Source organism: Gelidibacter algens (assembly GCF_001678675.1).
GTDB classification, from domain to species: Bacteria; Bacteroidota; Bacteroidia; order Flavobacteriales; family Flavobacteriaceae; genus Gelidibacter; species Gelidibacter algens.
In genome coordinates this window covers 28441-48103 of sequence record NZ_LZRN01000013.1, presented here as the reverse complement: position 1 = coordinate 48103, position 19663 = coordinate 28441, and the positions used below count along the sequence as shown (strand labels likewise).

Genomic DNA, 19663 nt, shown 5'->3' with positions numbered 1-19663 from the left:
ATCTAGAATCTAGAATCTAGTATCTAACATCTCAAATCTCAGGTCTACTTTTTCCCATTTCCCGTCATAATACTGATCAGTCCTGATCTTAAACTTAGCCACAAGAAATTGAAGACTGATTTGGTGTAATCGCGGGCTATGCCTTCCTTAAAGCCTTCTCTAAAGTCGTCGGAAGCTTTGTTGCTATCTTTCTTAATAAATAGATTTGCAATGGCCGAAAGGAGTTTGTTTTCATCTTTCCCGTCCTTATCAAGCACATTCACTTTGAACTCTTCGTAATTGGCCCTCATATTTACTCTTGCGGTGTTGGCATCTCCTGAAATTGTGGCATAGGTTTTTAAAAGCTCGCCCTCGAATTGCACTTTTAAATTGGGTTTGGAAAACGGATTCAAATCCGGAGCGGGAAGTCTGCCAATATCAACTTTAAAAACAAACGCATCATTAACGTCGTTGACATCAAAAGTCCAATCCACTTTTATTGGCGTTCTTGCCATAAAAATAGCATCAATAGCCAAGGTCGTTTTTTCTGAAGCGCCATAAGTGTTACTGATATTTTTGATATCAGCATTCATTTGAGTAAATGAAATTTCGCCAGCTTCCATGTCTGCATTCACTTTTTCAGAATAGACAATGGTGGCGTTTTCCAATTTAATAGCACTTAAAGTTAAGTCAAACTTAAGACTTCTTAACATTTTACTATATAGGTTTTTACGCGTGGAATCATCAGCTAATAATTTGTTTCTATAAATATACATTTCAGGACTTTCAATAATCACTTTAGGACTTTTGAAATAAAAGATGGAATCGCTTTTATAGCCAAATTCTTGAGCTTCCAAAACCAGTGAAGGTATAGAGACATTAAAATGATCACGCTCAATCGAAATCATCTGGTTCAATTTTTCTTTTGAATATTTGGTAAATAAGTTCAACTGATTGAATGCTGCTTTATCCTGGGTGATGTTGGCCGAAGTCATTTTTAGATGTTCATAGTCTCCCATACTATAGAACAAGTCATTGAAAGAGAGATTATAATCTTCATAATTAAATGGAATGCGTTTCTTTACGGTGTTACTATTGAGATGAATACCCATTACATTTGCTGTCAGATTGCTAGTATGCAGCAAAAGCGAGTCTGTTTCAATATCCTTGATATGAAGCTCCCCATTTTGAATATTAAACCGACCAACCTTGATCTCTTGCTTCAGCTGTTCTAAGGCAGAATACTTATATTCATTTTTAGGAACCGAACTGTTGTGATTGTAGAGCAATTTCGGACTTCTCAACTGTACACTTTCTATTTGGATGTTGTTATTGACCAAGTAATTCCAATAGCCAAAACCATCCACCAAGAGCGTATCCAGTTCTATTTCAGCATTTGTTTTTGAAGTATGAGTGCCTCTATTGATAATTTTTGGCCGCACCATCACCACACTGCCACTCCAGATATTAACATCCAATGATTCATAATCGACGCTAACGGTCTCAGGAAACTCTTTTTTCAGGAAATTTTCAAGCTTTGAAGAAATAATCGCATCCGCTACAAAATAGCCAGCAATAGCGAGCACCAATAGCGTGAGTACCGTTATCAATGTAATTCTTAAAGGTCTAGTCATGAGTTAAAGATATACTTTTAGAAACATGTTTTAAAGATTAAAATAAAAAGTTCAGAATAACGCAAAACCCATATTCCGATAGCTTCAAAACTTCTGTTTTTTAAAATTCTTTGTGAAATTTATAAAAAACATCTTATGTTTGGTAAAACTTAACATCCCATTATGGAATTAGGAACAAAACTAATTGATGCGCTACTTTACGCAATTCCCGCTTTGATAACCGGTATTATCGCTTATTATTTTTTTAAGGAACATACCAAAAACGAAGATGGCAGAAGACGCTTTTTACTGCAAAAAGATATGCAAGTCAACACCATGCCGTTGCGATTACAGGCCTATGAGCGAATGGCTATTTTTTTAGAGCGCATTACACCGTCAAAATTAATGATCAGAATAACGCCAACATCTTCTGATAAAGATAGTTATGAGAATTTACTTATTGCAAGCATTGAACAGGAATTTGAGCATAATTTGTCACAACAAATCTATGTTACTGATGAGTGTTGGAACATTATATCTGCCGCAAAAAACGCCACAATTCAACTCATTAGAAAAGCAAGTCTTTTAGAAAAAACTGATACTGCGAACAAATTAAGAGAGGTGGTTTTGACTGAGATGATGGAAAAACGTGCGCCAAGCGATGCTGCTCTTTCCTTCATTAAACAAGAAGTAAGTGACATGTGGTAAGCTTTCTCTAAACGAAATCTCATCTTTCTTTATGGCGGACAAATGAATGATACCCATTTTGGGAGGATAACTATATCTCAATCTGAGCTGATCCAAAGGTATTTTTACTCAGTTTTCTCTGGCTCCAATGGACTCGTTTCTTCGTTTTTATATTTCGCAAAATCAAAGCCACTTTGCCACCATGAGGTCATTTTTTCTTTATTAAAAACCAGCGAATTGGTTGTCAAGACCGTTGGTGTGTAGTAAAAATTAATAATCGCATCCTGATTTTTTGCTACAAACTTCCCAATGCGTATGTTTTGAAATTCAATCCTGTCCAGAATAAATGAGAACATATTGGTCAGTAAAGAGAAGGCATTTAACGACGGCATTCTGTTGAGTTGTGAAACCTCAGTTTGTAAAATAACGGCATCTACAACCGTTGCACCTCGCTTAATGGCTTCTTCTATGGGCACCATTGACCCTAAGCCACCATCAGCATATTCACAGCCATTCTTTTTTACCAAAGTCATAAAAGGCGTGTAGTTACAGGATATCCAAACCCAGTCCATGAATTCTTCATAGTCAAAATCCTTGACCGATTTATATTCGACCTGATTAAGCGAGAGGTTGGAAACAGTCACCACCACATCAGCCTTAAGTTCTTTTAAGGCTTTAAACCCTTCTTCCGTAACATGTGACCTGATCAGTTTTTTCAAATTATGACTTTCACCGAATGTTTTGCTGCCCCTGAAAAGATTTCGCAAGACGTTAAAATGATTGATGCTGATGGTCTCTATACCCTTTTTCCTTTTGATATTAAACGGACACACATTAAAAATAGACTCTTGGGTAACATTGGTATAGATCTCTTTGATCTCCTTGACTTTATGCAACGCCAGATGAGACACCAACAAACTCCCAGTAGAGGTGCCAATATACAGGTCGTAATCCAACTTCTTGTTTTCTATAAGATATTGCGCCACACCTCCTGCAAACGCTCCTTTACTTCCACCACCTGATATGACTAATGCTCTCAATTTGTTTGTTGTTTGTTGTGTTGTGTGTTGTGTGTTGTGTGTTGTGTGTTGTGTGTTGTTTAAGTTGAACTTATTCTTTATTCTTTATTCTTTATTCTTTATTCTTTATTCGTTATTCATTATTCTTTATTCATTATTCATTATTCTTTATTCATTATTCTTTATTCATTATTCATTATTCTTTATTCGTTATTCATTATTCTGACCAAAATCTCCTTGTATTCTTCACTCTTTTCAACCTCTTGAAGCAATTGTTTTGCAAACTGCTGAAAACGCCAATTGTGATGCGTCGTGGCCTGGATTAGGCTTCTCAAAGACAACTCGTTAAAACCATTGATCAATTTTAGGTAATTAAAAGCATTCATCCGCAATTCAAAACCGAACTTTGGATCAGCATATCCTCTTAATTCCTCCAAAACCTCTGGCTTCCTTTCTGGTTGATACTCTATGGTATTTAAATGCAAGGCCAGCCAAAGCAATTTCACGTTATAATCACTAAAGCCATAGATGGCCTTAGTCTGCTGCAGATATTTAGCGCGATCCTCAGGGAAATTGACCCATAAATTGTACAATGCTGTTTCAACAGTCACATAAGATGCATCATTTAAGAGTGTCTCATAGGTTCTTTTAAATTCTGACGGAATGCTTGTTAGTTTTTGTGCGATGGCCTGCCGAACCTCGATACTATTGTTAAAATCCTCCAATTTGACTGCATACGTCTCTTGTGACAAAATTTTGACTTTCGCTTTATCCGAAATATCAGAAACCAAATAATCTTTACATTTTGAAGGATAAGTCTCGCAACTCACATCCATATATTCTTGGATAAACTCTGATTTTTTCAAACTTCTGACCATCGTATCTTGAGGAAGCATCACATCTTCCAGCCAAACCTTTACAAATTCTGTCAAATCCTGACCACTCTCACGTTCTACCTCCTCTATAAAATCAGCAGTTTCCACATTTTTATATTGATACTTTAGTAGATATTTTTTTACCGCCGATTTGAAAGCCTCGTCCCCAACCTGCTCTCTCAGCACATGCAAGGCCCAACCGCCTTTTTGATAAAACGTCAAGCTACTGGATTTCGGATTGAGCAAAGCTGTGCCTGCTCCAGCGTTTTCCTGCTCTAAAAGTTGTTGTGCGTATTCGTGCAAGCGCCAATAGTAATAGTCATCTCCAAACACCTCACGTTCTGCCAAAAGCGCGTAATATGTCGCAAAACCCTCCTGTAACCAATGGTGTGTGCCGCTAGTTTCAGTCACCAAATTTCCGAACCACTGATGGGCAAGCTCATGGGCATTGACGTTAACATAATTGCGGTCGTTAAAACCTATAGCATCCACCACTAAAGCATCTGAAAAAATAGTCAGCGTGGTATTCTCCATCCCAGAATATAAAAAGTCCTGAACAGGCACCTGTTTGTAGATTTCCCATGGATAAGGGACGCCGATTTCATCTTCTAAAAAATCAAACATTTGTTTGCTATAGCGATATGTTGACTCCACATTCCCTGAATCTCTGGGATAATAGTAATATTCTAAGGGAATACCGCTGGTTGAAGTTTCAGTTTTTTTATGGTATTTACCAATCGCAAGTGCAACAAGGTAGCTGCTCATGGGCGCTTGCATATCATAATGCCATTTGGTTCTGTTTGCTGTGATGGGTTCTTTTTCTGTAAGTATTCCATTGGCCAAAACTTCGTAACCAGCATCGTAAGAAATAGATAAATCAAATTCAATCTTGTCATTCATATCATCGATACTTGGCAACCAATTGCTCGTATATTTTCCTTGACCTTGTGTCCAAATCTGATCTTCCACAAAGTACAGTGCTTTTTTTGGCTGGACAGAATATGAGAACTGCAAATTGTAATCGGTATTTTTATTGAACGTATTAAAGATCACAATCTTATCAGCATCAGCCCTGTAAACCATTGTCTCTACTGCATCTTTGGCAAGATTACGCAATTCCATTTTTTTGAAATCCATCGTTACGGCATCGAGATAGATAGAATCCGTATCCTCTAAAATTTTAAACCTAACAGAAACGTCACCAAAAACTTCACCCAAATTCTTAAAACTAAGGTCAGCGTCAATCTTTTCAAAATCAACATGATCAATTTGTTGCGCAGAGACAAGTCCAAATAAATGAATGAAGCAAAGCGATAAAAAGCATCTCATGGTCAGAGTTTGGTTAAGATATGACCAAAATAAGAAAAAAATATTGCTATTGTTAGTGCCACGACGCTATATTTAACTATAAACACTTTGTGCATTTAATCTCATGCACTTTTATAAAAGTGTTGTGCTTTACTCACCCAGACTGCAATTCAATTCTCAATGAGATTCCTGCATTCGTAGGAATTGATTAAATTCGCACTATGAATGCCAAACTTCAAACGCCAATCGATTACCTTAAAGGTGTCGGCCCAAATCGTGCAGATTTGCTCCGAAGCGAACTTGGCATTCACACCTATCAAGACCTCATCAACCTCTTCCCCAACCGTTATATTGACAAAACCCAATACTATAAAATCAACCAATTACAGCGCAATACTGCTGATGTTCAAATTATAGGAGAAATTACCAGCTTGAAAGACATGGGAGAAGGGAGAGCGAAACGATTGGTTGCTACCTTTAAAGATGAGACTGGAATTATAGAACTGGTTTGGTTTAGAGGCCACAAATGGGTCAGGGAGAGCCTGAAATTTGGAAAAAAATATGTGATTTTTGGAAAAACCAATTGGTTCAATGGTGTTTTCAATATGCCACATCCTGAAATGGAACTGCTAGAGGAGCATGAAAAGAATTTACGTTCAGCTATGCAACCCATCTACCCGTCTACCGAAAAATTGGCAAATAAAGGAATTTCCAATCGGGTTTTAAATAAAATAATGCAGCAATTATTTCTGGAAACCAAGGGACAATTTGAAGAAACTCTATCTGAAAATTTACTGTCTGAACTCAAATTAATTTCCAAAAACAAAGCGTTATTTAACATCCATTTTCCAGAGAATCAAGAGCTCTTATCACAGGCACAATTCCGATTGAAATTTGAAGAATTATTTTATATTCAGTTGCAATTGATCATCAAGAATCTGATTCATAAATCAAAAATTAAAGGCTTCAATTTTGTGCATGTCGGGCATTATTTCAACACCTTTTTTCAAGAGCATTTGCCCTTCGATTTGACCAACGCACAAAAACGGGTTCTGAAAGAAATCAGGGCTGATTTAGGCAGCAATGCCCAAATGAACCGCCTCTTGCAAGGCGATGTTGGATCAGGAAAGACCATAGTAGCGCTCATGTCAATGTTAATGGCACTTGACAACGGTTTTCAAGCCTGTTTGATGGCACCGACTGAAATTTTGTCAGTACAACACTATCATGGTTTAGTTCAACTATGTAACGAACTGAACATCAGTATTAAAATACTCACTGGTTCAACCAAAACTTCAGAAAGACGAAAAATTCACGAAGCGCTCGAAAATGGCGAATTGGACATCTTAATTGGCACGCATGCCTTGCTTGAAGATAAGGTAAAATTCAAAAATTTAGGGCTCGCCATCATTGATGAACAACACCGATTTGGTGTTGCGCAACGGAGTAAATTGTGGCATAAAAACACCTCGCCTCCCCACGTTTTAATAATGACTGCTACCCCAATTCCGAGAACCTTAGCCATGTCTGTTTATGGCGATCTGGATGTATCGGTAATTGATGAATTGCCACCCGGAAGAAAGGACATCAAAACCGTCCATAGGTATGATAAAAATCGGCTGAAAGTTTTCAGATTCATAAGAGATGAAATTGAAAAAGGACGGCAAATTTATATCGTCTATCCATTAATTCAAGAAAGCGAAAAAATGGATTATAAAGATTTGATGGATGGCTATGAAAGTATCTCTAGGGAATTCCCCTTACCTCAATATCAAATCTCAATTGTTCATGGCCAAATGAAACCTGCCGATAAAGATTTTGAGATGCAACGCTTCGTTAAAGGCGAAACTCAAATCATGGTCGCCACCACGGTTATTGAAGTTGGCGTCAATGTTCCGAATGCATCCGTCATGATTATTGAAAGCGCTGAACGTTTTGGGTTATCACAACTGCATCAATTGAGAGGACGTGTTGGCCGTGGCGCTGAACAAAGCTACTGTATTTTGATGACCAGCCACAAACTTAGCGAAGACAGCAAAACCAGGCTGCAAACCATGGTCAGCACCAATGACGGCTTTGAAATTGCCGAAGTGGATTTGAGACTTAGAGGTCCGGGAGATTTGATGGGTACACAGCAAAGTGGTGTGTTGAACCTCAAAATAGCTGACGTGATCAAGGATAAGGATATTTTACAGCATGCTCGTTATTACGCCAAAGCAATCCTGAAGGCTGACCCTTCCCTTGCCGCGTCCGAAAATAAAGTATTGCGTTATACGTATGGACAATTGGGCAAGTATAAAAACATTTGGAATTATATTTCGTAATTGCCAATCGTGTTTCCTAAGTCCAATCTGATTCTTCTAAGATAAAAATCTGACTTACTTCAACTTCAAAAATTTTGGCCAACCGCAGCGCCAAAACCGTAGAGGGCACATATTTGCCCAGTTCCATAGCATTGATGGTTTGTCTACTGACATGTATCAAATTGGCCAGCTCCGCTTGCGTAATATTTTTTTTCGCGCGTTCCACTTTAATACTATTCTTCATAACTCGCTGATTTTTTAAGTTTAGAAATTTGCCAATTAAATCTGACGATAAAGAAGAGCAAAACTGTGTACATATTAAATATCATAACCCATAAAAAGGAAAAATCGAAAATAAATAAAAACGAAAATAAAAGAATACCATAGTTAACATAAACAGCCCAAACCAAAGACTCCAGTCTTATTTTTGAAATATATTCGTCTTCTAATTTTTCTTTTGAAAATGCGACGAGCAAGGAACTAATAATAATTAAAACCCCGAAGATTTCATTCAGGATATTATTACTGACCATTCCGAACAGTTGCTTATTGCCTAAAAGCTCATCAATAAAAATAGCCGGAACATCATAATCTAAAAAGTTTGGCTCATACTCATATATTAGGGTTACTAGACCAATAATTGCGGAAGGAATAAGCATAAACCAACCGATTTGTTTAAACCTATTGGGAAATAGATAATTTGCTTTCATAACATAAGGTGTTAATTATATTTTGAACAAATGTAAAACAAATTAAACCTTTAGACAAATAAACTTTACATTTAGCAAAACAAATATTACCTCTAAACTATGTTGAGACCGCTTCAGCCCAATAGACTGATGATTAAACTTGCTCAGTGTTAACGCCTTTCTCCAATCTTGCATATTTCCTAACTAACGCCCCAAAACAGATCACATGCTAATTGCACTTCAACAATTCAAATTAAATAGCACTATCTTCGCGCCTAAATATCCGAAAGCTTATTCTTCGATTATAATTATACAAAATGCTACACCTCAAACTAGAAACTGACCCGCGATGGACTGTCATTGCGGAAGAGAATATCGAAGAAATTTTAACAGACCATGCATGGTGTGAGCAGAAGGCCGCTACTAATGCAATTACTATTATTACACATAATTCGCAGTATGAAGATTTGGTAACCGATTTATTGGAGCTTGCCAAAGAAGAATTGGAACATTTTCAATTGGTGCACGAGATCATCAAAAAGAGAGGCTATACTTTAGGCAGGGAGCGCAAAGACAGCTATGTCAATGAACTTTACAAATTTATGAACAAAGGTGGCAACCATTTACAGAGTATGGTAGACAGACTCTTATTTTCTGCCATGATTGAAGCCAGAAGTTGTGAACGCTTTAAAATGCTTTCACAACACGTAAAAGACCCTGAGCTTTCAAAATTCTACTATGATTTAATGGTGAGTGAAGCTGGCCATTACACGCTTTTTATAAGCTATGCGCGCAAATATGGAAAAGATATTGATGTGGACAAACGCTGGAAAGAATTGGTAGAATTTGAAGGGGAACTGATTAAGAGTTATGGGAAATCTGAAAGTATACACGGGTAGTAACGAGATGTTGGAAGCTGGAAGTTGGAAGCTGGGAGCTGGAAGCTGGAAGGTGGAAGGTGGAAGGTTGAAGCTTGAAGCTTGAAGGTGGAAGCTAAAAAATAAACATTACCGGCAAAATGGTCAATCAAAAACTGCATAGGCCAAAATTTATTGAGGTCTACTCAGCCAAAAGTTCATCTATAAATGTCCTAAACTCATTTTTAAACGCCACATATTTCTCTCCCGTTGCAGGACCATTAAAACCGGTATGGATTTTTCGGACTTGACCTGTTTTATCAACAAATATGGTGGTTGGGTAAGACAATACTTCATTGAGCATGGGCAACCTTGTCTGTGCTTCCAACTTATCAGAAGTTCCATATTGCGCCAACAGCACTGGATATTCAATACCCAATCGATCTTTTAAACGTTTAATTCCCACAAATGCCAGAGAATCTGTTTTGGCATTTTCAAAAGCAAGCGCTACAAATTCGACATCTTTTTCAGAATTTATTTTGGTGTATTCAGAGAAAAAAGTGCTTTCGTCCAAACAATTTGGACACCATGTTCCCATAAGCTGTACCACAACTACTTTATTTTGGAATTTTTCATCAGCTAAAGAAACCATTTGACCTGCCTCATTGGGAAAACTAAATTCCAAGCGCTCATAGCTATCAGCCATTGAAGTAAGTGCGTTGGCATCTGGTAGCTCAAAGTTGTCATTCCGTTTTGCACTAAAAGGCTCACTCCAATTATTTCCAGAATAAAAAACACCATTCAGCGTACTATCCTTGACTGTTGCCACAAACAAAAATGCGTGTGCCCCATCAAATGCCGATAGTTTCAATGTATCCCCGTCAACAACGCCTTCCAAATATCTGTAATCGCCTATCTTAGTTCTGAAAGTGCCCGTTACCTGTTGTCCCTTTTGCTGGAAGATTCCTTTCGCAAAGTAAATATCTTCATGTGAATCAGGGCTAAATACCACTTCCCAGTTTCCCGTAATATCGGTTTTTGCCGCTTGTTTGGTTTCAAAACGGGCTTTAGAATTATAAATCGCTTTAAAAGGGATGTTAATATCCATACTTTTATTGATAAAATGACCGCTCACCCCTTCTTCCGTAAGCTTCACAGCAAAATATCCTTCAAAAACTGGCATTTTAATAAAAATAGAATCGTTTTTATAGGTGATGTCATCTACCAAGATCACTTCTTCGGCATTTATAATTTTCAAACTTCTATCTGAAGTGACCTCAAAATTAAAAGGCAATTTCTCATCGGCGCTCACCTGCATTTGACCCAACCATTTACCGTGCTGCATCTTTTTTGAATAATCCTTGTTGCAGGAAACCAGAGTTAGAGCGGATAAAATTATAAGCATATACTTCATAATGAACTAGGGACTTTTATTTGAGGCCGAAAATAAAGACAAAAAAACATATAAAATAAAATAATTTACAATTTCCATAACTATATACTATTATTATCTTTACCCCATATTTAAAATTAGACGCGACACTGGCCGTCTTTAGATTATTCTTACTGTAAACATTTGGATAAACTACAACTGCCTATAGCATAACAATCAAAAAATGAAGATTTCCTATAATTGGTTAAAGCAATTTGTCAATAGTAATTGGACTCCAGAACAAACGGGCGAGCTCCTGACAGATTTGGGACTTGAAGTTGAAGGCATTCACAATTTTCAATCAGTCAAGGGCGGATTGGAAGACATTGTGGTGGGTGAAGTACTCACCTGTATCCAACACCCAAATGCTGACCGTCTTAAAATTACTACCGTAAACATTGGCTCTGGCGCACCATTACAAATTGTATGCGGTGCACCAAACGTAGCTGCAGGTCAAAAAGTACCTGTGGCGACCATTGGCTCCACGCTCTATACAGATGAAGGGGAAGCCTGGACCATCAAGAAAGGAAAAATAAGAGGCGAAGAAAGTCATGGAATGATATGTGCCGAAGACGAGTTAGGACTTGGTACCTCCCATGAGGGTATTTTGGTTTTGCCTGACGACATCACGGTTGGTACTTTGGTTGCTGAGCTTTATGAAGTAGAAAACGATCAGGTTTTTGAGATTGGCCTAACCCCAAATAGAGCTGATGCAATGAGTCACTTTGGAACCGCTAGAGACTTAAGGGCTGGACTTTTACAAAAAGATATTCAGGTAGAATTGATAACCCCCTCAGTGAGTGCCTTTCGCGTTGATAATAGAACTTTGAAAATTGATGTCGAAGTTGAAGATAAAGAACTGGCACCACGCTATTGTGGCGTTACCATTTCAGGTATTAAGGTAGGCACCTCACCTGCTTGGTTGCAAAACAGACTTAAAGCGATTGGGTTAACGCCAAAAAACAATATTGTTGACGTGACCAATTATGTGCTTCATGAACTTGGCCAACCCCTTCATGCGTTTGATGCCAACAAAATTGAAGGAAATAAAGTGGTAGTAAAAACACTGCCAAAAGGGACCAAGTTTAAAACCTTAGACGGTATTGAACGTGAACTCCATGAAGAAGACTTAATGATTTGTGATACGACAAAACCAATGTGTATTGCAGGTGTTTTTGGTGGCGAAAATTCAGGAGTTACTGAACATACCACAAGTATCTTCTTAGAAAGTGCTTACTTCAATCCAGTAAGTATCAGAAAATCGGCCAAAAGACATAATTTGAACACAGACGCTTCATTCAGGTTTGAGCGCGGTGTTGACCCTAATATTACAGAATACGCCCTTAAGCGTGCGGCCTTGTTGATACAGGAAGTTGCCGGAGGTAATATCACCAGTAACCTTGTGGACATCTATCCCAAAAAAATAGAAGACTTTCAAGTACGCATGAGCTTTGTAAAATAGCCCAAAAACTTAAATCGGTGAAGAAATCCCGAAGGACGTTATAAAAAGGATTCTGATGTCTTTAGATATCAAAATCAATAATGTGACGGAGACAGGTTTGGGCCTCACTGTTCCTGCTTATAGAAATGACGTGGTTCGTGAAGCAGACATCATTGAGGAAGTCTTGAGAGTTTATGGTTACAACAACATCAACACGACCGAAAAATTAAATGCCTCCATCTCTAACACCTCGCGTTTTGAAGATTTTAAACTTCAAAATATCGTTGGAAATCAATTGGCAGCACAAGGATTTTATGAGATATTATCCAACTCTTTAACCTCACCTGCTTATGTCAATTTAACTGAAAATTTGAAAGAGGCACACAATGTGGTTATGCTCAACCCATTGAGCAATGATTTGAGCGTCATGCGTCAAAGCTTATTATTTTCTGGTTTGGAAGCCGTAAGCCGAAACATTAACAGAAGGCGTTCAGACCTTAAGCTTTTTGAGTTTGGCAAAACTTATCATACTTATGGCGATAAGCACATTGAAAACAAACACTTGGCGCTGTTTTTGACGGGCAACAAAGATTCCGAACGTTGGAATTCTACTGCGCAACCAAGCAATTTCTTTTACTTAAAAGGGATTATCACCGCAGTTTTAGAGCGTCTGGGATTGAACAGTATCAAGATTTCTCCAATCCAGAATGATATATTTAGTGAAGGGATCAGTTTGTCCTTGGGCAAAAAGACTTTGGTAGACTTTGGTTTGGTCAACAAAAAAATCATAAAACACTTTGATATTTCTCAAGAGGTCTTGTTTGCTGATTTCAATTGGGACAATGTCATTGAAATGGCCAAGCACAACAGCGTCAACTTTAAGGAACTTCCTAAATATCCAGAAACAAGACGTGATTTTGCGCTACTTCTGGATGACTCTATTACTTTTGAAATGATTGACACCATTGCGAATCAAACTGAAAAGCGTTTACTTAAAGATGTTGATTTATTTGATGTCTATCAGGGTGACAATCTCCCAGCTGGTAAAAAGAGTTATGCGGTGAGCTTTAAATTCCAGGATGAACACAGCACGCTTACAGATAAGCAGGTTGATAAAATAATGAACAAACTGCAGTCCAATTTTGAAGAGCAGCTTGGAGCAAAGCTGCGATAGTTTTTAAATGTTGGATTAAAAACTATTTTATTTTTGAGAAGATAATTTATGCTTTAATGCTGTTATCATCTTTGAAATATTATGTTTTAATTAATAGTGAAAACTTCAAATAATTCTTAAATTTAAAATCTTAATATAAAATACGATCTATTATGGCAACAATAACACTCAAAGGCAATCCAATAACTACTAATGGAGAACTACCAAAAAAAGGGACTGACGTTCCAAATTTCAAATTGGTAGCTACTGATTTATCTTCAAAATCATTGAATGATTATTTAGGCCATAATGTGGTGCTTAACATTTTCCCAAGTGTAGATACAGGAGTGTGTGCGCAATCAGTAAGAACTTTCAATGAAAAGGCGAGCGGATTGGAGAATACCAAAGTGCTTTGCATTTCTAAAGATTTGCCATTTGCCCTGGCACGATTTTGTGGAGCAGAAGGTTTGGAGAATGTTGAATGTCTTTCTGATTACAGAGACGGTAATTTTGGAAAATCCTTTGGGCTGACTATTGTTGATGGTCCTTTTGAAGGGTTACATTCAAGATGTGTAGTCGTGCTCAACAAAAAAGCTGAAGTGATCTACACAGAGCAGGTTTCTGAAATTTCTGAAGAGCCTAATTATGAAGCGGCGTTACAATCGCTTTCTTAGTTTTCTCTTATGTCCGATAAAAAAGACTCCTTCCTGATCAATCGCTTAAAGAGTGTAGGATGGGCATTTAAAGGCGCCTTGCTTTTACTGCGGACTGAAGCCAGCATCCAGATTCAATTTTTTATAGCCATACTTGTGACGGTTGCAGGATTTTACTTTGAGATCTCCAGAACAGAATGGTTGTTTCAAGTCGCCATGATCGGTCTGGTCATGAGTATTGAAGGAGTCAACACGTCTATTGAATACATTGCAGACTTTATCCATCCTGAACTTCATGCCAGTATTGGGCGCATAAAAGACGTGGCCGCCGGAGCCGTTTTCATTGCCTCAATTGCTGCGGTTATTGTGGCTTCAATCATTTATTACCCTAGGTTTTTTTAATACTAATTCCATTAGGATTAACGTTAGTAATTTGTATTTTTGTTTCCTTAGGCAAACAGATAATCCTAACACTTTTTAGTAGTACGAATAAAAATAAATAGATTTCCGTGGTCACGGAAAGGCAACATGGCGAAGAAAAAAACCAAGACTAAAAGCAGCACCTCCACTACAAAAGACCGAAAAAACCTCCCGAAAGTTGCGGGTCAAACTAACAAGTCAACAAAAACTCATTTTTGGAAGCTTGTTGATGATTCTCGGTATTTTGCTTTTTATTGCCTTTTTATCTTTCTTTTTTACTGGAGAAGCTGATCAAAGTACACTCACTGAAATTGGATCCCGAGAAGTAGTTGCACAAAACTGGCTCAATAAACTGGGCGCTTGGGTGAGTAACTTTTTTATTATGAAAGGATTTGGGTTTGCCTCCTTCATTCTTGCGGGTTTGGTATTCCTTTCCGGAATTTATGTAACACTCGATATCAACAAATCAAAACTAAGAAGCCATTGGATCTGGGGAACCCTCGCGGCTATTTGGATGTCTATTTTCTTCGGATTCTTCGCCCATAAATACGACGCTCTTGGCGGCACCATTGGGTTTGAAATGAATTCCTTTTTTCAAGATTACATCGGTATTATCGGTACCGCACTCCTACTCTTTTTTGGATTGATCATTTATGCGGCCATTAAGTTTAACGTTACCGGTGATTCTATCGTGGCCTTTTTTAAATCCGCTAGAAAAAACATCAACGCAGATTTTAAAAACGACGTGTATACTACAGATACTTATGCGCCTCTAGACAATGATCTGACGGCTGAAGCAGAAGATATCAAGGCAGCATTTGATTTAAAACCTGCCAAACAAGAAGAAGACATTGTCCCAGCAAAACCTAAACCTGAACCTACAGGAGTAACTCCAACTCTAAACATTCAAGTTGCTGAACCACCAGAAGATGAAGAAGAATTGGCGATGGAAGTAGAGCATGTTAAAGAAGAAGCCTCAGAAAGTAATAATCTTTCAGATAAATTAGTGGCCGATTTTGGACAATTTGACCCGACCTTGGAGTTGAGCAAATACCAATTTCCGCCTTTGGACCTGTTAAAAAAATATGACTCTGAAGGTATCACCATTGATCAGGATGAACTTGAAGAAAATAAAAACCGAATTGTAGAAACGCTCAACAACTATAATATTGGCATCAGCAATATTAAAGCAACGATTGGGCCAACAGTAACGTTGTATGAAATTGTTCCCAATGCGGGTATACGCATCTCAAAAATTAAGAATTTAGAAGATGACATTGCTCTGTCTCTGGCAGCTTTGGGCATTCGTATTATAGCGCCTATTCCTGGGAAAGGCACTATTGGTATTGAAGTGCCAAATAAAAATTCGACCATTGTCTCCATGCGATCCGTTATAGCCTCGCAAAAATTCCAAAAATCAGAAATGGAATTACCGATTGCCTTTGGGAAGACCATCAGCAATGAAACCATGGTGGTCGATTTGGCCAAAATGCCCCATTTATTGATGGCTGGAGCAACAGGACAAGGGAAATCTGTGGGGTTGAATGCTGTTCTGACCTCTTTGCTTTACAAAAAGCACCCTGCGGAAGTAAAATTTGTTTTGGTAGATCCTAAAAAAGTAGAGCTTACCTTGTTCAATAAGATTGAGCGTCATTATTTAGCGAAATTACCGGATAGTGAGGACGCGATCATTACTGACAATACCAAAGTGATCAACACCTTAAATTCTTTGTGTATTGAGATGGACAATCGGTATGAGATGTTAAAAAACGCATTATGCAGAAACATCAAAGAATACAACGATAAATTCAGAGCACGCAAATTAAACCCTGAAGAAGGACATCAATTTTTACCATATATTGTTTTGGTAGTGGATGAGTTTGCTGATTTAATTATGACTGCTGGCAAGGAGGTAGAAACGCCTATTGCGCGTTTGGCCCAATTGGCACGTGCCATCGGGATCCACTTGATCATTGCCACACAAAGACCCTCCGTGAACGTTATTACTGGGATTATAAAAGCAAACTTCCCTGCACGACTTGCTTTTAGGGTGACTTCAAAAATTGACTCGCGGACTATTTTAGATAGTTCTGGTGCTGACCAGTTGATAGGTCGCGGCGACATGCTTTTTACTCAAGGCAATGAGTTGACCAGGGTGCAATGCGCCTTTGTAGACACTCCAGAAGTTGAACTGATTACGGAATTTATTGGTGGACAAAAAGCATATCCAGACGCCTATCTTTTACCTGAATATGTTGGGGAAGAGAATGGCACAAGTCTTGATGTAGATATCTCCGACAGAGATAAACTGTTCAGGGAAGCGGCCGAAGTGATTGTAACAGCTCAACAGGGCTCAGCTTCTTTGTTACAACGAAAATTGAAATTAGGTTACAATAGAGCGGGCCGATTGATTGACCAATTGGAAGCTGCTGGTATTGTTGGACAATTTGAAGGCAGCAAAGCACGCCAAGTATTAGTTACCGATCTTGTAGCCTTAGATCAACTTTTAGCAAATGAACTACAATAATAAATAATATAACAACGACAATTCCGTAACAGGATTTTTTAAATTACTTAATAATGAAAAAATTAATTGTATTAGCTATTGCCTTACTATCGTTTTCTACGTATGCGCAAGACGTAGAGAAAGCGAAAACCTTATTGAATGAAGTAAATGCCAAGGTTAAAGGTTATAAAAACATCAGTATTGATTTTAAATATGTGCTTAAAAATACGAGTGAAAATATTAATCAGGAAACCCGCGGGGATGTGGTTATTGAGGGTGAAAAATATTTGCTGAACATTCTTGGTGTTACCCGTATTTTCGACGGCAAAACACTATATACTGTGAATCCTGAAGATGAAGAGGTGACCATTTCAAAAAATAATACTGAAGATGAAAACACCATTACACCAAGTAAGATGTTATCATTTTATAAAGAAGGATACAACTATGCTATGGATATCATACAAAATGTTGGCGGAAGAAAAATTCAGTATGTAAAATTGACGCCTATTGACAGCAATTCTGAAATTAAACAAGTACTGTTGGGTATTGATGCACAGACCAAACACATTTACAATCTTATAGAAGTGGGCAAAAACGGTACACAAACTACGTTAACTGTAAATAGTTTTAAAACTAATGAGCCTATTTCAAAAACCTTGTTTACATTTGACGCCAATAAATACAAGGGCTATTACATCAATAAGCTAGACTAGATAAGGCGTTCACTTTATGAAAATACTGGATAGGTACATACTTAAGACCTACTTAAAAACATTTTTGAGCGTGTTTGTTATACTCATGCTCATTTTTGTTTTACAGGCCGTTTGGCTATACATTTCTGAATTGGCAGGAAAAGATTTGGACATTGACGTCATCTTCAAGTTCCTGCTTTACATCACGCCTACCCTTATCCCATTAATTTTACCGCTAACTATCTTGTTGGTTTCCATAATGGTCTTTGGCAGTTTTGCTGAAAATTATGAGTTTGCAGCAATGAAATCTACAGGGATTTCGCTACAACGCGCCATGAGAGGCCTCAGCATCTTCATAATTTTACTTTCAGTTACTACATTTTTTTTTGTCAAATAACGTTATTCCTTGGGCGGAATACAATGCCTACAATCTGAGAAAAAATATAGCGAAGGTCAAACCACAAATGGCTATTGCCGAAGGACAGTTTAATGAAATCGGTAATTTTAATATTAAAGTCGATAAAAAAAGTGGAGATCGAGGGCAATTTCTGTCGAATGTGCTTATGCACCAGCGTAACGATACTCGTCCTGGAAATTACACCGTTATTATAGCTGAATCTGGAGAATTAAAAAGCAATCCCAACTCAAATATTCTTCAATTGGTGTTGTTCAATGGCAACTATTACGAAGAAATTTACAGCAAAAAGCCACAGGAAGTTCAGAAAAAACCAGCTGCCCGAAGCTATTTTGATACATATACCATGAACGTCGATCTGGAGGCATTAAATGATGTGGATTTAGACGCTAAGAGCTACACCAGTAGATATAATATGCTTGACGTAGGAGGCCTAAATTATACCATTGACAGTCTTTATAACAACAAGTCTATCGAATATAAAAATTTGGCAGAAACGTTGTACACCAGAACATCGATAAACACACTCAATAGTAGCCTGACGTTAGAAACGGATAGTATTTTTAAAGGCGATGTGTTTGATCTCTTTAACACAAGAACTAAATTGCAAACGGTCAATCTAGCACTAAATACAATTAGCAGTACAGCACAAATTATTGACACCAAACAGCAGTTTCTTGAGGTGTCTGAGAAAAACCTGAATAAGCACCTTATTGCCCTCAATGAAAAGTATGTCTTAGGTTTTGCTTGTTTTATTCTTTTCTTTGTGGGTGCGCCATTAGGTGCCTTAATAAGAAAAGGAGGTATTGGCTTACCCTTGGTTATTGCTATTCTTTTATTCCTGACCTACCATTTTATAGGCATCTTTGCTAAAAACAGTGCCGAAGATGGAACTCTGAATCCAATATTGGCCACGTGGCTTTCTACATTAATCATGTTGCCGCTTGGCGTTTATCTCACAACGCGTGCTACAAATGATAAAGGACTTTTCGATTTTGACAGTTATCTCAATCCTATTAAGAAATTCTTGAATTTGCGACCTAAAAACTCGGTAATCATTGAGGGAGAACTGGTGCAATATAGTTTTCTGGATGCTTATCACAACGAAAAACTTATCAATGTCATCAAAAACCATGATGACCTTGATTTTGATCAGAGTATCAAACCGTTTGCTCTGAATCAATTATTGAAGCGCAACCAAACTATTGAAGACCTACAAAAACAAGGACTAATTATAAGTGAGGATTTTATCCGCTCTAAAAAAGAGGCTACTGATACGGTCGATTATTCTAAATTTGCTTTCATTTTCTACACCATCGGTGTCATTTTGTTGATTTTACATTTGATATTCAAAAACAATAAATTACCAGAAGTAGCATCTGCTGCTTTAGATTTAAGCATTATATCACTTTTAATATATATCCTCTATTTTGTAGTGACTTTTATAAAAGCAAGCTCATTCTACAGCCATCTTGGTTTAAAAGTGAAACCTGTAAATCTGTTTTTGATGATAGTTGGGTTGCCATTATATGGGGTTTCCCATTTTTTAATCAAAAACAAAATCAAGGAAGACTTAGATAGAAGCTCTATCCTAAATATAAAATAAGCTATATCTTTG

At 37.6% G+C, this 19663-nt stretch carries 15 protein-coding genes and 1 pseudogene; 10 read left to right on the top strand and 6 right to left on the bottom strand.

Features of this window, described 5'->3' with window-relative positions:
* Window positions 1–44: 44 nt before the first annotated feature.
* Entirely contained in the window at window positions 45–1613 is a 1569-nt protein-coding gene (locus A9996_RS08340; RefSeq protein WP_066433124.1) for a DUF748 domain-containing protein, read from the bottom strand.
* 162 nt (window positions 1614–1775) lie between these two features.
* Here A9996_RS08340 and A9996_RS08335 point away from each other — a divergent pair, with 162 nt between their 5' ends.
* Window positions 1776–2300, top strand: a complete 525-nt coding sequence (locus tag A9996_RS08335; protein WP_066433122.1) for a DUF7935 family protein — start codon at window positions 1776–1778, stop codon at window positions 2298–2300.
* 104 nt (window positions 2301–2404) lie between these two features.
* Here A9996_RS08335 and A9996_RS08330 read toward each other — a convergent pair whose 3' ends face one another.
* Window positions 2405–3319: a patatin-like phospholipase family protein gene (locus A9996_RS08330; RefSeq protein ID WP_066433121.1), complete on the bottom strand. Its 915-nt coding sequence runs from the start codon at window positions 3317–3319 to the stop codon at window positions 2405–2407.
* 182 nt (window positions 3320–3501) lie between these two features.
* Window positions 3502–5502, bottom strand: coding sequence for a M1 family metallopeptidase (locus tag A9996_RS08325; RefSeq protein ID WP_066433120.1), 2001 nt, complete (start codon window positions 5500–5502; stop codon window positions 3502–3504).
* Window positions 5503–5702: 200 nt separating this feature from the next.
* Here A9996_RS08325 and recG point away from each other — a divergent pair, with 200 nt between their 5' ends.
* Complete coding sequence (gene recG / locus A9996_RS08320) at window positions 5703–7805, top strand: ATP-dependent DNA helicase RecG (protein WP_066433119.1); 2103 nt, start codon at window positions 5703–5705, stop codon at window positions 7803–7805.
* Window positions 7806–7821: 16 nt separating this feature from the next.
* Here recG and A9996_RS08315 read toward each other — a convergent pair whose 3' ends face one another.
* Window positions 7822–8028 carry a helix-turn-helix transcriptional regulator gene (locus A9996_RS08315; RefSeq protein ID WP_066433118.1) on the bottom strand — a complete coding sequence of 69 codons (207 nt, stop codon included), beginning with the start codon at window positions 8026–8028 and terminating at the stop codon, window positions 7822–7824.
* Complete coding sequence (locus A9996_RS08310) at window positions 8018–8494, bottom strand: hypothetical protein (protein WP_066433117.1); 477 nt, start codon at window positions 8492–8494, stop codon at window positions 8018–8020. Before A9996_RS08310 ends, A9996_RS08315 begins: the two co-directional genes overlap by 11 nt.
* Window positions 8495–8790: 296 nt before the next feature.
* On the opposite strand from A9996_RS08310, the gene A9996_RS08305 reads away from it, so the two are divergent.
* Entirely contained in the window at window positions 8791–9372 is a 582-nt protein-coding gene (locus tag A9996_RS08305; RefSeq protein WP_066433112.1) for a MiaE family protein, read from the top strand.
* Window positions 9373–9532: 160 nt separating this feature from the next.
* Here the strand turns inward: A9996_RS08305 and A9996_RS08300 are convergent, their stop codons facing one another.
* Window positions 9533–10675, bottom strand: a complete 1143-nt coding sequence (locus A9996_RS08300; RefSeq protein ID WP_317047119.1) for a peroxiredoxin family protein — start codon at window positions 10673–10675, stop codon at window positions 9533–9535.
* Between the two features lie 271 nt (window positions 10676–10946).
* On the opposite strand from A9996_RS08300, the pseudogene pheT reads away from it, so the two are divergent.
* From pheT to A9996_RS08270, 7 genes and pseudogenes are all read left to right on the top strand, one after another.
* A pseudogene (gene pheT, locus A9996_RS08295) lies at window positions 10947–13377 on the top strand (phenylalanine--tRNA ligase subunit beta).
* Between the two features lie 152 nt (window positions 13378–13529).
* Window positions 13530–14030 (top strand): thiol peroxidase, encoded by a 501-nt coding sequence (gene tpx / locus A9996_RS08290; RefSeq protein ID WP_066433107.1) that lies wholly within the window; start codon window positions 13530–13532, stop codon window positions 14028–14030.
* A gap of 9 nt (window positions 14031–14039) precedes the next feature.
* Complete coding sequence (locus tag A9996_RS08285) at window positions 14040–14411, top strand: diacylglycerol kinase (protein WP_066433106.1); 372 nt, start codon at window positions 14040–14042, stop codon at window positions 14409–14411.
* 196 nt (window positions 14412–14607) lie between these two features.
* Window positions 14608–16956 carry a DNA translocase FtsK gene (locus tag A9996_RS08280; protein ID WP_428838884.1) on the top strand — a complete coding sequence of 783 codons (2349 nt, stop codon included), beginning with the start codon at window positions 14608–14610 and terminating at the stop codon, window positions 16954–16956.
* A gap of 53 nt (window positions 16957–17009) precedes the next feature.
* Window positions 17010–17651, top strand: coding sequence for an outer membrane lipoprotein periplasmic chaperone LolA1 (gene lolA1 / locus A9996_RS08275; RefSeq protein ID WP_066433101.1), 642 nt, complete (start codon window positions 17010–17012; stop codon window positions 17649–17651).
* Between the two features lie 16 nt (window positions 17652–17667).
* Window positions 17668–18027: an LptF/LptG family permease gene (locus tag A9996_RS20540; RefSeq protein ID WP_248912333.1), complete on the top strand. Its 360-nt coding sequence runs from the start codon at window positions 17668–17670 to the stop codon at window positions 18025–18027.
* Window positions 18017–19651 (top strand): LptF/LptG family permease, encoded by a 1635-nt coding sequence (locus tag A9996_RS08270; protein ID WP_248912332.1) that lies wholly within the window; start codon window positions 18017–18019, stop codon window positions 19649–19651. The genes A9996_RS20540 and A9996_RS08270 overlap by 11 nt, the downstream gene beginning before the upstream one ends.
* Window positions 19652–19663: the final 12 nt, after the last annotated feature.